At 67.1% G+C, this 14,763-nt stretch carries 13 protein-coding genes; 3 read left to right on the plus strand and 10 right to left on the minus strand.

Going from position 1 to position 14,763, the window contains the following annotated elements; all coding sequences use genetic code 11:
* The 7 genes from ACSFA7_RS10165 to ACSFA7_RS10195 all read right to left on the minus strand — a co-directional run bounded on the left by ACSFA7_RS10165 (window position 1) and on the right by ACSFA7_RS10195 (window position 7,077).
* Window positions 1-666: a class II aldolase/adducin family protein gene (locus tag ACSFA7_RS10165; RefSeq protein WP_435499243.1), complete on the minus strand. Its 666-nt coding sequence runs from the start codon at window positions 664-666 to the stop codon at window positions 1-3.
* Window positions 663-1,934, minus strand: a complete 1,272-nt coding sequence (gene otnK, locus ACSFA7_RS10170) for a 3-oxo-tetronate kinase (protein ID WP_435499244.1) — start codon at window positions 1,932-1,934, stop codon at window positions 663-665. The genes ACSFA7_RS10165 and otnK overlap by 4 nt, the downstream gene beginning before the upstream one ends.
* A 3-nt stretch (window positions 1,935-1,937) precedes the next feature.
* Window positions 1,938-2,957: a D-erythronate dehydrogenase gene (denD, locus tag ACSFA7_RS10175; protein ID WP_435499245.1), complete on the minus strand. Its 1,020-nt coding sequence runs from the start codon at window positions 2,955-2,957 to the stop codon at window positions 1,938-1,940.
* A gap of 27 nt (window positions 2,958-2,984) precedes the next feature.
* A complete protein-coding gene (locus ACSFA7_RS10180) occupies window positions 2,985-3,878 on the minus strand; it encodes an alpha/beta fold hydrolase (RefSeq protein WP_435499246.1) in 894 nt (297 codons plus the stop codon).
* Window positions 3,875-4,804, minus strand: a complete 930-nt coding sequence (gene ltnD / locus ACSFA7_RS10185) for an L-threonate dehydrogenase (RefSeq protein WP_435499247.1) — start codon at window positions 4,802-4,804, stop codon at window positions 3,875-3,877. The genes ACSFA7_RS10180 and ltnD overlap by 4 nt, the downstream gene beginning before the upstream one ends.
* Window positions 4,805-4,820: 16 nt before the next feature.
* Window positions 4,821-6,152 carry an MFS transporter gene (locus ACSFA7_RS10190; protein WP_206176215.1) on the minus strand — a complete coding sequence of 444 codons (1,332 nt, stop codon included), beginning with the start codon at window positions 6,150-6,152 and terminating at the stop codon, window positions 4,821-4,823.
* 148 nt (window positions 6,153-6,300) lie between these two features.
* Window positions 6,301-7,077 (minus strand): FadR/GntR family transcriptional regulator, encoded by a 777-nt coding sequence (locus ACSFA7_RS10195; protein WP_435499248.1) that lies wholly within the window; start codon window positions 7,075-7,077, stop codon window positions 6,301-6,303.
* A gap of 319 nt (window positions 7,078-7,396) precedes the next feature.
* Between ACSFA7_RS10195 and ACSFA7_RS10200 the strand changes: the two genes are divergently transcribed.
* Window positions 7,397-7,858 carry a hypothetical protein gene (locus ACSFA7_RS10200; RefSeq protein ID WP_435499249.1) on the plus strand — a complete coding sequence of 154 codons (462 nt, stop codon included), beginning with the start codon at window positions 7,397-7,399 and terminating at the stop codon, window positions 7,856-7,858.
* Between the two features lie 77 nt (window positions 7,859-7,935).
* The gene (locus tag ACSFA7_RS10205) at window positions 7,936-8,559 is read left to right on the plus strand and encodes a TetR/AcrR family transcriptional regulator (RefSeq protein WP_435499250.1); all 624 of its coding nucleotides are present in this window, start codon (window positions 7,936-7,938) and stop codon (window positions 8,557-8,559) included.
* On the opposite strand, the gene ACSFA7_RS10210 is transcribed toward ACSFA7_RS10205, so the two are convergent.
* Both ACSFA7_RS10210 and mdeB read right to left on the minus strand, forming a co-directional pair.
* The gene (locus tag ACSFA7_RS10210) at window positions 8,553-9,104 is read right to left on the minus strand and encodes a DinB family protein (RefSeq protein ID WP_435499251.1); all 552 of its coding nucleotides are present in this window, start codon (window positions 9,102-9,104) and stop codon (window positions 8,553-8,555) included. The two genes, ACSFA7_RS10205 and ACSFA7_RS10210, sit on opposite strands and share 7 nt — an antisense overlap.
* A 184-nt stretch (window positions 9,105-9,288) precedes the next feature.
* Complete coding sequence (gene mdeB, locus ACSFA7_RS10215) at window positions 9,289-11,949, minus strand: alpha-ketoglutarate dehydrogenase (protein WP_435499252.1); 2,661 nt, start codon at window positions 11,947-11,949, stop codon at window positions 9,289-9,291.
* Between the two features lie 105 nt (window positions 11,950-12,054).
* Between mdeB and ACSFA7_RS10220 the strand changes: the two genes are divergently transcribed.
* Entirely contained in the window at window positions 12,055-12,528 is a 474-nt protein-coding gene (locus ACSFA7_RS10220) for an Lrp/AsnC family transcriptional regulator (RefSeq protein ID WP_257863193.1), read from the plus strand.
* A gap of 24 nt (window positions 12,529-12,552) precedes the next feature.
* On the opposite strand, the gene ACSFA7_RS10225 is transcribed toward ACSFA7_RS10220, so the two are convergent.
* The gene (locus tag ACSFA7_RS10225) at window positions 12,553-14,556 is read right to left on the minus strand and encodes a PhoX family protein (RefSeq protein WP_435499253.1); all 2,004 of its coding nucleotides are present in this window, start codon (window positions 14,554-14,556) and stop codon (window positions 12,553-12,555) included.
* Window positions 14,557-14,763 lie beyond the last annotated feature (207 nt).

Below are 14,763 nucleotides of genomic sequence, written 5' to 3' on the forward strand. Positions count from 1 at the left end.
CTACCAGCGCGCACCGAAGGTGGTGCGCAGTTCATCGATCTGATCGGCATCCAGCGGCGCGGGCCTTGTGGCGCCGGTGAGCATCTGGAGCCTGGCGGTTTCTTCCAGTTCCTCGAGCACCGCCATCGCGGCGGCCGGCGTCTCGTGCCACACGTTGGGGCCGAGGCGTTCGAGCATCACGGCGCGAAGGGGCGTGCCCGCGGTGCCGAAGCGTTCGATGGCTTGCGCCACCTTCTCCACCGCTTCCGGCGCGCCGGGGCGGTGGTACGGAATGAGCGGCACATGGCCGACTTTCATCACGAAGTAGGGCGTGAGTGCAGGGAGCAGTTCGTCGCCCGGCGCATTCAGCGTGAGCGCCACGCAATGCGTGCTGTGCGTGTGGATCACACAGGCTATCTGCGCATCGAACTTGCGCGCGGCGGCGTAGATGCGCGTGTGCAGCGCGATGGTCTTGCTGGCGCGGTCGCCGCCGGTCTGCTTGCCATCCGCATCGAGCCGTGCGAGCCGCGCCGGATCGAGAAAGCCAAGGCACGCATCGGTCGGCGTGATGAGGAAGCCATCGTCCAGCCGCACACTGATGTTGCCCGCCGTCGCATGCACATAGCCGCGCTCGAACAGGCTGCGGCCGACCCGGCAGATTTCTTCGCGCGCTTGGTTCTCGGTCATGCCAGCACTGTAAAGGCCTTGGTGAAGAAATCGTCCCCACCGAAGTTGCCGGACTTGAGCGCGATGTGCACGCCCGCGCCCGGCGCCGCCTCGGCGCGCGCATGGCACCACGGCACGCCGGGGTCGATCTGCGGGCCGATCTGCATCTGCGCGATGCCCAGCGCCTGCACGCACGCGCCCGAAGTCTCGCCGCCCGCAACGACCAGCTGGCGCACGCCCAGGTCCACCAGGCCGCGCGCAATGGCGGCGATGGTGCGCTCGACCATCGCGCCGGCTTCCTCCACACCGAGCTTGCCCTGCACCGACTTCACGGCGCCGGCCTCGGCAGTGGAATAGACCAGCACCGGTTGCTTGCCGACGAGCGGCGCCGCCCAAGCCAGCGCTTCGGCCGCGACATCGATACCCGCCGCGATGCGCAGCGGATCGACCGCCAGCGCCGCACCGCCGCGCTGGATGAAGTCGAGCACCTGCCGGTTGGTGGCAAGCGAGCAGCTGCCCGACACCACGGCACGCAACCCGCTCGCTGCCGGCAATGCGCTGGCTTGCGAAGAAGGCGAGAGCCCGAAGTTGGCGGGCAGCCCGATGGCCACGCCCGAACCTGCAGTGACCAGCGGCATCTTCGCGATCGCGGGGCCGAGGCGCAGCAGGTCATCGTTCGACACCGCATCGACGATGGCGATCGAGATGCCCTCGCTCTTCAACTGCGCGATGCGCTCGGTGATCGCCGCATCGCCGCGCGCCACCACCGTGTGATCGATGAGCCCCACCTTGTGCGCGCACTGCGCCTGCAGCACGCGCACGAGGTTGGGGTCCGTCATCGGCGTGAGCGGATGGTTCTGCATGCCGCTCTCGTTGAGCAGCACATCGCCCGCGAACAGGTAGCCCTTGAACACGGTGCGCTTGTTGTCGGGAAAGGCTGGTGTGGCGATGGTGAAGTCGCACTTGAGCGCCTCCATCAACGCCTCGGTGACGGGGCCGATGTTGCCCTGCGCCGTGCTGTCGAAGGTCGAGCAGTACTTGAAGTAGATCTGCTGCGCACCCTGCGCCTGCAGCCAGCGCAACGCATCGAGCGATTGCGCGATGGCCTCGGCCGGCGCGATGGTGCGCGACTTGAGCGCGACCACGACCGCATCGACGTCCGCGTCGAGCGGCGTGGCCGGCACGCCAATGGCCTGCACCACGCGCATGCCGGCGCGCACGAGGTTGTTGGCGAGGTCGGTCGCGCCGGTGAAATCGTCGGCGATGCAGCCGAGCACGAGCTTGCCCATGGATCAGTCCTTGGTAGCGACAGGCAGTTTCACCGCCTGCGGGTTCTCGCGCACGTAGTCGCGCAGGATGGCGTCGAAGCTCGCATCGGCCTTCAGGCCCAGCGCCTCGGCGCGCGCGGCGTGGATGCGGCTCGGCCAGCTGGTGACGATCTTGGCGACCTGCGCGTCGGGCGTCCAGTCGATCAAACCCGTGGCGTCCTTGCCGGCGATGCGTTCGAGCGCATCGGCCATCTCGCGCACTGTCGTGGTCAATGCGGGCAGGTTGATGGCGGTGCGTGCCCCCCATTCGGCCGCGCTCGCGGTGGCCGCGCGCACGATGCCCGCGACGGTGTTGCCGGGCGATGCCAGCGCGACCGGTGTTTCCGGCGCGACGGGGCAACGTGCACGCTCGCCGGCCAGCGGCTCGCGCAGCATGCCGCTCAGGAAGCTGGAGGCCGCGCCGTTCGGGCGGCCCGGTCGCACCGACACCGTCATGAGCCGCACGTTGCGCCCCTGCACGAAGCCCTTGCGCGTGAAGTCGGCCACGAGCTGTTCGCCGATGAACTTCTGGATGCCGTAGCTGTTCTGCGGCGTCGGCAGCGTGGTGTCCTCGATCACCGCGGGCAGGCGCTGCTCGGGCGAATCGCCGAACACCGCGACCGAGCTGGAGAACACGAACACCGGCGCATGGCCCGCGCGGCGGCAGGCGTCGAGCAGGGCGCGGGTGGTGTCGAGGTTGCTGCGCATGCCGAGGTCGAAATCGGCTTCGCATTCGCCGCTCACTGCCGCGGCGAGGTGGAAGACGGCATCGGTGTCGGCCAGCGGCAATGCGCCGTTGGCGGCCTGCTCGTAGAGGTCGCCCTGCACGAACTGGATGCGGGCATCGGCTGCGAGGTCGGCGGGCGGCGGCACGCGGTCGGCCAGCGTGATGCGCGCGATGTCTTTGGCTGCGCCGCCAGCCAATGCGAGCGGGCCGCCCGCGAGCAGCGTGCGCGCGAGCCGTGCGCCGAGAAAGCCGCAGCCGCCGGTGATGAGGATGTTCATGGTGTCGTCTTGTCTTTGCGAGTTCGTTCAGGAAATGGCGGGCAGGAAGCGCAGCAACGCATCGGCAACCGCCTCGGGCGCTTCGCGCTGCGGGAAATGACCCACGCCGTCGAGCAGTTCGCGGCGGTACGGGCCGCTGAAGAAACGCTCCTTGCCGGCCGAGGTGTCGGGATGATTGCAGCTGTCGGCCGCGCCGTGCAACACGAGCGTGGGCACGGGCAGCACCGGCGCGGGGTTGAGCACGGCATCGTCGACGGCATAGCGCGGATCGCCGGGCGTGAAGCCCCAGCGGTGGCGGTACGAATGCACCACCACCTTCGCCCAGTCGTCGCCTTCGAAGGCGGCGGCGGTGGCCTCGAACTCGGCGGGTTCGTACCAGCCCTCAGGCGCCCAGGTGTTCCACATCGTTCGCGTGAAGGCGATGCGGTCGTCGTGCACCGTGCGTTCGCCGCGCGGCGTGGCCATGTACCAGTGGTACCAGTAGTTGCGCGCCTGTTCGAGCGCCATCGGCTGGTCGGGGGCGTTGGTGCCGTAGCCGACCGACATCAGCACCAGCGCGCGCGCCACCTCGGGCCGGAGGCCGCAGGCATTGGCGACCGCACGGGCACCCCAGTCGTGGCCGACGAGCGCAGGCTTGTCGAGGCCGAGCGCATCGATGAAGTCGAGCAGGTCGCGGCCCAGCGCAGAGAGCTGGCCGCTGCGCGGCGTGTCGTCAAGCAGGAAGCGCGTGGGCGCGAAGCCGCGCAGCGCGGGGGCGAGCACGCGCCAACCGGCCGCGGCGAGCTTCGGCGCCACGCCGTGCCAGCAGCGCGGGCTGTCGGGCCAGCCGTGCATCAGCACGACGGTCGCGGTGCCGCCGGGGTTCCATTCTTCATAGCCGATGCGCAGCAGTGGGGTGTCGACGGTCTTGATGTCGCTCATGAGGCTTTTCCTTTCGCGGCCGGTAGTTCGATGCCCGGGAAGATCTTGATGACCGCACTGTCATCCTCGCGCGCAAAGCCCGCGGTCGATGCCTGCATGAACATCTGGTGCGCGGTGGACGACAGCGGCAGCGGAAACTTGCTCGCGCGCGCCACGTCGAGCACGAGCCCCAGGTCCTTCACGAAGATGTCGACGGCCGACAGCGGCGTGTAGTCGCCCGCGAGCACATGCGCCATGCGGTTCTCGAACATCCAGCTGTTGCCTGCGCTGTGCGTGATGACTTCGTAGAGCGCATCGGGGTCCACGCCTTCGCGCAGGCCCAGCGCCATCGCCTCGGCGGCTGCGGCGATGTGCACGCCGGCCAGCAGCTGGTTGATGACCTTCACTTTGCTGCCCGCGCCGGCCGAGTCGCCCAGGCGGTAGACCTTCGCGGCCATCGCGTCGAGCATGCCGCCGGCCTTGGCATAAGCGGCGGGCGTGCCAGCAGTCATCATCGTCATCTGGCCGCTCGCGGCCTTGGCGGCGCCGCCGGAGATCGGCGCGTCGAGGTACAGGATGCCCTGCGCCGCGAGGCGCGCTTCGAGCGCGACGGACCAGTTCGGATCGACGGTCGAGCACATCACGAAGAGGCTGCCGGGCCTCATCGACGCTGCACAACCGGGCGTGGTGCCGTCGCCGAACAGCACCGACTCGGTCTGCGCCGCATTGACGACCACGCTGACCACGATGTCGCACTGCGCACCGAGCGCGGCGAGCGAGTCGCAGGCCGTGCCGCCATCGCGCGCGAAGACTTCGGCGACGCCGGGGCGCACGTCGAACACATGCGGTGCATGGCCCGCGCGGCGCAGCGATTGCGCCATGCCGCTGCCCATGGCGCCGAGGCCCACGAGACCGACGACGGGGGTGTTGCTGGGGATGTCTGTCATGGTGTCGTTTCTCCGATCAGCGGTTGACGAGTTGCTTGGGTGTGAGCCACACGCCGATGGCCCCGAGCACCAGCGCGGCGGCCAGCACGTACATGCCGATCTGCGTGCTGCCGGTGAGGTCCTTGAGGTAGCCGATGAGGTAGGGGCTCACGAAGCCCGCGAGGTTCCCCACCGAATTGATGGCCGCGATGCCGGCCGCTGCGGCCGTGCCCGAGAGGAAAGCCGTGGGCAGCGACCAGAAAAGCGGCGCACAGGTCAGCACACCCGCCGCAGCGAGCGAGAGGAACGCGAGCGAGACGGCCGTGTTCTGCGTGTACGAGGCGGCCACGGTGAAGCCCACGGCGCCCATCATCGCGGGCACGATCAGGTGCCAGCGGCGCTCCTGGCGGCGGTCGGCGCTGCGGCCGAAGAGGTTCATCGCGACGATCGCGCAGACGAACGGAATCGCGCTCAGCAAGCCGATGTTGAAGTTGCCCTGCACGCCCGTCGCCTTTACCAGCGTGGGCAGCCAGAAAGTCAGCGCGTACTGGCCCATGACGAAGGCGAAGTAGATGAGCGCCATCCACCACACGCGCGCATCGCGGAACACCGCGGCCACCGAGTGCGGGCCCTTGGCGCCGTGCGCCTGGTCGCGCTCGACCTCGCGCTGGAGCAAGGCCTTTTCCTCGGGCGAAAGCCAGCGGGCCTGCTGGATGCCGTTGTCCAGGTAGAAGAGAACCATCACGCCCACGAGCACCGCGGGAATGGCCTCGATGACGAACATCCACTGCCAGCCGTGCATCGACGAGACGCCATGGAACGCATCCATGATCCAGCCCGAGAGCGGATTGCCGAAGATGCCCGCCACCGGGATCGCCGACATGAAGACCGCGATGATCCGCGCGCGCCGGTGCGAGGGGTACCAGTGGGTGAGGTAGAGGATCACGCCGGGATAGAAGCCCGCCTCGGCCACGCCGAGCAGGAACCGCAGGATGTAGAAGCTGGTGGGCGTCTCCACGAACACGAAGCATGCGGAGAGGATGCCCCAGGTGATCATGATTCGCGCGATCCACATGCGCGCGCCCACGCGGTTGAGCAGCAGGTTGCTCGGCACTTCGAAGAGAAAGTAGCCGAGGAAGAAGATGCCCGCGCCCAGGCCGAACACCGTTTCGCTGAAGCCCAGGTCCTGCCCCATCTGCAGCTTGGCGAAGCCGACGTTCACGCGGTCGAGGTACGCGACCACGTAGCAGAGCATCAGGAAGGGAACGAGGCGCCAGAAGACCTTGGAATACGCGCGCTTCTCGAGCGCGGTGTCGGGCGGCAGGCCGGCCATGGCCGAAGGCGCGCCGGCCTGGAGGGTTGGAGTCATGGAGGGAGTCCGCTTGCTTTGGATGAGAAAAGCGAGGTCGTCCCGTCGCCATGCAGCGCGGCCGCCTCTTGATTTGTCAGGTCATCATACAAATTTGAGACAAGTTGCCCGACCCGGGTAAACCCGCAGAAAACACTTCGTTTCCTTCTTACTGGCCCGCAGGCCAGCCTTCGACCAGCGGCCGCGCGAGCTGCGCGCCTTCCTGCTGCCAGAAGGCCGGATCGGCCTGCTCGATGCGGCGGATCGCGTTGTCCATGTGCGACTTGGCGGCCTCGCGGGCGCGCAATGCATCGCCGGCCTCGATGGCTTCGACGATCTGCGCATGCTCCTGCGCGACTTCGCGCGCGAAGTCCGCGCGGCGCGCCTCGTTGGCGCGTGTGACGCGCGTGGCGCCGTGCAGGAACTGCCGCAGATACTGCAGCGTGCCGATCAGGAACGGATTGCGCGCAGCCTCGGCGATGGCGCGATGAAAGCGCACGTCTTCGTCGGCACCGTTGCCGCCGGCCGCCACTGCGGCATGCAGCGCGTCGATGGCATCGCGGATGCGTTGCACGTCTTCAGGGGTACGGCGCTCGGCCGCGAGCGCGGCCACTTCCGCTTCGAGTGCGCGGCGCAGCTCGACCATCTGGATCACCGCTTCGCGCGAGGCGACATGCGGCATCTCGAAGCGCAGCGGCTCGACGCCGGCAGCGCGCACATACACGCCGCTGCCCTGGCGCGAATCCACGAGCCCCAGCGACTTGAGCCGAGAGACCGCCTCACGCACCACGGTGCGGCTCACGCCGAACTGCTCGGCGAGCACCGCCTCGGTCGGCAGCCGGTCGCCTTCGGACAGGCGCCCGCTGCGCACCTCGGCCGCGAGCGCATCGGCCACCTGGTCGGCCAGGCGGACGGTGGGGGTGAGGGATTGGAAGCGGGCGGTCATATGAACCGCGCGACTCTAACGCAGGCCTGCGCGTGCGGCACGCTGCGATGCATGCCTGGCGGCTTGAAAGATGCGCTGCATCTGCACATCGCGGTTGCCGGAAATGCGAGTACGTGACGCCTCTCCTGTCCGCGAAAGGCCTCTGTGCGTGGCGTGCCGCGCGTTTCAGGAATGCGAGTAGACCAATGCGAGCCTGCGCTCGTATTCTTTCGGCACACCGAATCATTCAACGAACGATGTGACTGGAGATCGAACGCATGGAAAACCAATTCAAAGGCCGTCCTCATTTCCGCGAGGCAGGCACCGCCTGAATACGCCGATGCTGTACACGACTGCTCTGATGATCCACACCGGTGCGACGCTCGCGGCACTGCTGTCGTTCATGGCCGGCGAACTGCTTTTTGCCATGGCCCGCAGAGGCCAATGGCGGCCCGCGAGGATGGCACTGCGCGCCGGCCGCTCCGCGCACCTGCTGCTCAACCTGGGGGTGCTCGCCGGCATCGTTCTGGTGTTTCTCGGCGGCTGGCCGCTGTGGACACCGTGGCTGCTTGCGGCATTCGCCGTCATCGCGATTGCCGTGGCGGTGCGACACGGATTCGTCGCGCCCTGGGAGTTGCGGGTCGAATCGGCGCTCCACGGCGAGGCTCCGGGTGCGCAGATCGGGGCGTTCGCCCGCGAGAAGTCCGCCCTTGTTGCGCGCGTGGGCGTGATCGCCCTCTTCGGCGTCGTCGCGGCCCTGATGACGATGAAGCCGAGCTTCCCGCTTCTGTTCGGTGGCTGATCCCGGCACCCGTGCGGGCCTCGCGCGCTAGCATGAGCGACGGCTCGCATTTTTCATTCGTCTTCAGGAACGCCGACATGCCACGCAAGGTCATCACCAGGCCCAGGAAGCACGCCACGCAGGAGCGCTCGAGAGTGACCGTCGATGCGCTGATCGAAGCGACGGCCCGCATCCTGGTGAAGGAAGGATTCGACAAGGCCAGCACCAACCGGATCGCAGAAGCGGCGGGCGTCAGCGTCGGCTCGCTCTACCAGTACTTTCCGAGCAAGGAGGCGCTCGTGGCCGCCGTCATCGAACGCCACAACGCGGAGATCGCGCAACTCGTCCGCGGTGCCATGGTGGAGGTCGCCTCGCAGCCGGTGGCCAAGGCGGTGCGCAGGCTCGTTGCCGTGGCCATCGAGGCGCACCGCATCGATCCCAAGCTGCATCGCGCCCTCGCGGAGCAGATCCCGCACACGGGCCGCTTCGAGAACGCGGTGGGCCTGGTTCGCGAGACCCACGCCTTCTTCGTGGGCTATCTCCAAGCCCATCGCGATGAGCTTCGCGTGACCGACCTCGAACTCGCAGCCTTCATGTGCGTGACGTCCATCGAAGCGCTGGCGCACACCGCGGTGCTGCACCGCGCCGAGATGCTGTCGGACAAGGCACTGAAGAAGCTCGCCGACGAGACCACGCGCTTCGTGGTCGGCTATCTTCAATAGGCGTGCGCCCGGGAGGGCTCGGCTTCGAAAAAGTCCGTGATGCCATCCCGGCTCGGCGTGATGTCCCTCAGCTGCAGAAGGGCCCCGGCATTGCCCCGGTGGTAGCTGCCGTGCAGGCACACATGCAGGATGATTTCGCCCCGCGTCATGCGCGCAGGCTTTCCGCTGGTGAAGATGAAGTCGATCGGTTCGTCGGCATCGGTGGCCGCGAGGCTGTCCACGTAGGCGACATACCAGTCGTTGACCTCCCGGGTGCCGCTCGCCAGCGCCGCGATCTCCGGCAACGCTTCGGAGCGTGCCGCTCGGAACGTGTGGGGGAGCCCTTGCAAGTGGTGCTGGAAGATCCGGTCGACCGCATGCATGTGATCGAGGACGCGGCGCATGAGGAAGGCGTCCTGCGGACTCAATTTCCCGAGATTCCGGTCCGCGGCTTCATAGAGGCCGTGATCGGCCCAGCGCTTCATGGCGACCAGCTGCGCGTAGGGATGCGCTGCGCTGGTAGTCGCGAGCATGCACTGTGTGGATGCGATTTTCTCAACGCTCATGGTTACTCCTGTTCGGTTGCTTCGTCAGGAAAATAATATGAGTGGAGGCTCGCGTTCGATACTCGCATTCGAGTCGGGCCCGCGCGCCCTCTCCTAACCGAGAGAACGCGGCGCTCGTCTTTTCACAACTCGCATTCAGTTCGAAAAGAAGTCCGCAACCGACGCGCCAGAGGCGCGTCGGAATTCACGAAGCGGGGCCGAGCGCGTAACGTGCGGCCCGCGCGATGCTCGCCGCATCCACGCGGAAGAAGGCGCGCAGCGCGGCGCGCGTGTCGCTGCGGCCGAAGCCGTCGGTGCCGAGCGTGAGGTAGCGGCGGCCTTCGGGGAGGAAGGCGCGCACGCTCTCGGGCACGCTGCGCACGTAGTCGGTGGCGGCAATGATCGGGGCCTTGCCAGCACCGAGTTGCTGCGCGATGAACGGCACGTCGGCTTCTTCACCGGCGATGGCGCGCTGCTCGCTCGCCAAGCCGTCGCGTGCGAGTTCGCTCCAGCTCGTGACGCTGAACACCTCGGCCTCGATGCCCTCGTCGGCCAGCAACTGCGCGGCCTTGACGACCTCGGTGAGGATCGCGCCCGAGCCCATCAGCGTGACCTTCTTCTTCGCTTTTCCAGAAGCCGGCGCATACGTGCCGAAGCGATAGCACCCGCGCAGGATGTCGCCTTCCGCACCCGCGGGCACATCGGGCTGCGCGTAGTTCTCGTTCATGAGCGTGACGTAATAGAAAACGTCCTTCTGCTCGACCATCATTTCGCGGATGCCCGCATCGACGATCACCGCCATCTCGCCCGCATAGGCCGGGTCGTAGGCCTTGCAGTTCGGGATGGTCGCGGCCACGAGGTGGCTGCTGCCGTCCTGGTGCTGCAGGCCTTCGCCGCCGAGCGTGGTGCGGCCGGAGGTGGCACCGAGCAGGAAGCCGCGCGCACGCTGGTCGGCTGCGGCCCAAATGGCATCGCCCACGCGCTGGAAGCCGAACATCGAGTAGTAGATGTAGAAGGGCAGCATCGCGAGGCCATGCACGCTGTAGCTGGTGGCCGCGGCCGTCCAGCTCGCGATGGCGCCGGCTTCGCTGATGCCCTCTTCGAGGATCTGCCCGTCGGTGGCTTCGCGGTAGCTCAGCACCGAGCCGATGTCTTCGGGCGCATAGCGCTGGCCCACGCTCGAATAGATGCCCACCTGCTTGAAGAGATTCGCCATGCCGAAGGTGCGCGCCTCGTCGGCCACGATGGGCACGATGCGCGGGCCGAGCGCCTTGTCCTTCATGAGGTTGCCCAGCATGCGGACGAACGCCATGGTGGTGCTCATCTCCTTGCCGGCCGCGGCGGTGGCGAACTGCGCGTAGCTCGCGATGTCGGGCTTGGGCACCACGTCGCAGGCGGTCTCGCGGCGCGGCATGGCGCCGCCGAGCGCTTCGCGGTGCTGGCGCAGATAACGCATCTCGGCGCTGTCTTCGGCCGGGCGATAGAAGTCCATCGCGGTGGCCTGCGCATCGGTGAGCGGCAGGTTGAAGCGGTCGCGGAATTCGATGAGGTCCACGTCGCCCATCTTCTTGTGCGAGTGCGTGGTCATCTTGCCCTGCGCGGCGCTGCCCATGCCGTAGCCCTTCTTGGTGTGGGCGAGGATCACGGTGGGCTGGCCCTTGTGCTTGGCGGCTGCGGCATACGCGGCGTGGATCTTCACGAGGTCGTGGCCGCCGCGCTTCAGGCGATCGATCTGCTCGTCGGTCATGCCTTCGGCCAGGCGCGCGAGCTCGGGGTTCTGGCCGAAGAAGTTGTCGCGGTTGAAGCGGCCGTCCTTCGCGGCGAAGGTCTGCATCTGGCCGTCGACGGTGTTGGCGAACACGCGGGCCAATGCGCCACTCACGTCCTGCGCGAAGAGGCCGTCCCAGTCGCTGCCCCACACGAGCTTGACGACGTTCCAGCCCGCGCCGGCGAAGAGCTTCTCGAGCTCGTCGATGATGCGGCCGTTGCCGCGCACCGGGCCATCGAGGCGCTGCAGGTTGCAGTTGACGACCCACACGAGGTTGTCGAGCTTCTCGCGCGCGGCGAGCGTCAACGCGCTCATCGATTCGGGCTCGTCCATCTCGCCGTCGCCGAACACGCCCCAGACCTTGCGGCCTTCGCAGTTCAGGAGGTTGCGGTGCGTGAGGTAGCGCATGAAACGCGCGTGGTAGATCGAGCTGATGGGGCCGATGCCCATCGAACCGGTGGGGAACTGCCAGAAGTCCGGCATCAGGTACGGATGCGGATAGCTGCTCAGGCCCCGCGCGCCGCTGCCTTCCGTGAAGGCCGGCGCGGTGAGTTCCTGGCGATAGTGCTTCAGGTCTTCCTCGCTCAAGCGGCCTTCGAGGAACGCCCGCGCATAGACGCCGGGCGCGCTGTGCGGCTGGAAGAACACGAGGTCGCCGCGGTGCTGCTCGCTGCGCGCATGGAAGAAGTGGTTGAAGCCGGTCTCGAACAGGTCGGCGGCGCTCGCGTAGCTCGCGATGTGGCCGCCGAGTTCGCCATACGCCTGGTTGGCCTTGGCCACCATCGCGAGCGCGTTCCAGCGCATCAGCGAAGCCAGGCGCTCTTCCACCGCGAGGTCACCCGGGAACGGCGGCTGGTCTTCGGCGGCGATGGTGTTGACGTAAGGCGTCGCAAGCTCGGGCTGCCAGCCGATGCGCTGCTGCCGCGCCACGCGGGCCAGCTCGACCAGCATCTGGCGCGCGCGCTGCGGGCCATGCGTTTGCGCGAGTGCCAGGAAGGCGTCGCGCCATTCGGCGGTCTCCGCGGGATCGGGGTCGTGCGACATCGGGCTGTCGAGCAGCAGGGCGCGCATCTGGTCGGCTGAAATCGGGGCGTTCATGACGGCACTTTAAGCCGACATGCGGAAAATTAGCTACCGGCGCCGGCAAGTCCACGCTGTCGTCGCAGCATAAAATTCCGCCACCTCTTGATTTCGAAGCATTTCATGCAACTCGATGCCATCGACCTGCGCATTCTCGACGAGCTGCAGCGCGACGGCGCGCTGTCGAACGTGGAACTGGCGCGCCGCGTCCACCTCTCGCCTTCGCCGTGCCTGGCGCGCGTGAAGGTGCTCGAAGCGAACGGCGTGATCGACCGCTATGTGGCGCTCGCGAACGCGAAGGCGCTGGGCCTCGGGCTCAACGTGTTCATCTCGATCAGCTTGACGACGCAGAGCAAGCAGTCGCTCGCCGACTTCGAGCAGCGCATCGCCGAGCACGACGAGGTGATGGAGTGCTACCTGATGACCGGCGACAGCGACTACCTGATCCGCATCGCCGTGGCCGACATGGCGGCACTGGAGCGATTCATCATGGAGCAGCTCACGCCGATTCCGGGGATCGAGAAGATCCGCTCGAGCTTTGCGCTCAAGCAGGTCAGATACAAGACGGCGCTGCCGTTGCCGGCAGCGCCATCCTGAATCCCGATCAGCCGAAAGGCTTGATTACTTCTTGAGCTTCGGCTGGATCGGGTCGGCCGTGAGGTAGCCGACCACGGCGCTGAAGCCCTGGTTGTAGTTGGTCTTGATCAGCGGACCGACCGCATCCTTCACGCCCTGCACCGTCGTGCCGATGAACTCGCCCGGGTGCTGGAAGTTGCTCATGATGTACGTCCAGCCATTGATCTCGTCCACCGCGTGCAGGCCCGTGCACTCGGCGCCGGCCGGGGTCGACAGGATGCGGCTGAGCTTCTTCGTGTCGACGTTGTAGGCCCACAGGAAGTTGTTCACGTGGTTGCCACTGTCTTCGCCGATGAAGAGGGTGCGCATCTTTTCCGAGAACTTGATGTTGTCGGGGCTGGCGATCTTGTCGGGGTTGGCGGTGTTGCCCAGCGCATCGGCGGCGATGTCTTCACCCACGATCAGCGCCTTGGTCGAGAAGGGCACCCAGTCGCTGTTGATCGCGGTGCCGCCGGTGTCCTGCTTGCCGCCGGCCATCGAATGGGCCATCACGCCGCCGGCCTTGAGCAGCTTGTCGAGCGAGACGTTCATCTCGGCGCGCCAGGCCTTGCCGTTCTTGACCATGGAGTCCTGGATGTTGGCCAGCGCCGAGTAGGCGACCTTGTCCTTGGCGTTGACGGTCGTGCCTTCCATCTTGGTGAAGGCCATGCTGGCGCCCACGAGGTTGGCGTAGCGGTGCGTTTCGAGGAATGCTGCGGCCTTCTCCATGCCGGGCACGAGCTTCACCCACTGCGCGACGCCGTCGGCAAAGATCTTCGTGTAGCTCGCATCGGCCGGGTCGGCGAACTTCACATCCATGATGTCGGTCGGCGCGATCGTGTTGGCCAGCGCCTCGATCTCGGCGCTGGTGGCGTGGCCCAGCTTGATCCAGGTCAGGTCGGCGCCGGCGGCGGCCGGGTCGATCGAAAAGCCGGTGCCGACCTTGGCGACGTACAGCGTGCCGGCGGAGAGGTCCTTCTCCTTGTCGGCCACGAACATGAAGAGGCCGCCATTGGTGTAGTCGTCGCCCATGAGCGCGGTGCGGTTGTCGGGCATGACCTGGATCAGCTCGTGCGAGATGCGGCCGAGGCAATAGTGCTTCTTCACGCTGCCGGTGCCGTCGGGATTCACGGTGACTTCGGGCAGGTGGCCGTAGTGGTAGGCCTTGGCCGCGGTCTCGCTGCCGAACACGTTCTTGCTGTAGGCCTTGAACTGCGCGTTGGTCGAGGCAGTGAAGGCATCGGGTTCGTACTCTTCGCTCGAGAGGTGCGTGCCCCAGGGCGAGAGGCTCGCGCCGCAGGTGATCCAGAGGCCATGGGCGCTGGACATGTCGACGTTGTGGTACTTCACCAGGCTCAGCTTGCCGGTGGCCTGGTCCTGGTCGAGCGTGAGCACGGCGATGGGCGAGGGCAGTTGGCCGTAGGTGCTGACACCGGCCTTGTTCTTCGTCGTGTATTCGAACTGGACGACCGCGAATACCGGCTTGCCCTTGACGCCGGGCACGCTGGCGTTGGGCACGGTCAGCAGCGAGCTGCCGTCGGGTGCATCGGAGAAGAACTGGCGTTCCTCGCCGGCGACCGAGGCGTCGATGATCGGCTTGTTGTTGATGTCGACATAGCCGCCCGCGAGGACCTTGCCGCCCTTGCCGTCGGACACCAGGTCGCCGGTCAGGAAGAAGGGCTGGTAGGCCAGCCTGTATTCGGTGGAACTGCCGTTGTCGAACGACACCTTGAGCGTGGAGCCGACCGTGGTCGTGGCCATGGCGGCGGCATCCGCGAGCGACGGTGCGGCCATGCCGCCGAACTCGGCCGAGACGAAGTTGGCGGCGGGCGCCGGTGCCGGTGGGGGCGCGGGCGGCAACACGATGGGCGGGAATGCCTGGCCGCCACCACCACCGCCGCCGCAGGCGGTAAGGAAGGCAAGGCCGCCGAGCGGCAGCATCGGTGCGGCACCGAGCAATTTGAGGGCGTGACGGCGCGAGGCGCCGGACTGCGCCTTGGAATCGGACATGGAATTTCTCCCGAGTTATCGTGGGTGTTGCGGGTGGATGACCGTGCAGCCTCTCCGCTACCGGTCAGGCGTGAACCTTAGTTATCCACTGTGACGACGGCGTGCATCGCTCATGACAAAACGATGACGCCGCACGCACGCGAACACGACGACAGCCGCGTGTCGTCGTCCACATTCGGGAGCCGCACGCGTGGACCGGCGAGGTCG

This window comes from Variovorax trehalosi (assembly GCF_051216415.1).
Taxonomy (GTDB): domain Bacteria; phylum Pseudomonadota; class Gammaproteobacteria; order Burkholderiales; family Burkholderiaceae_C; genus Variovorax.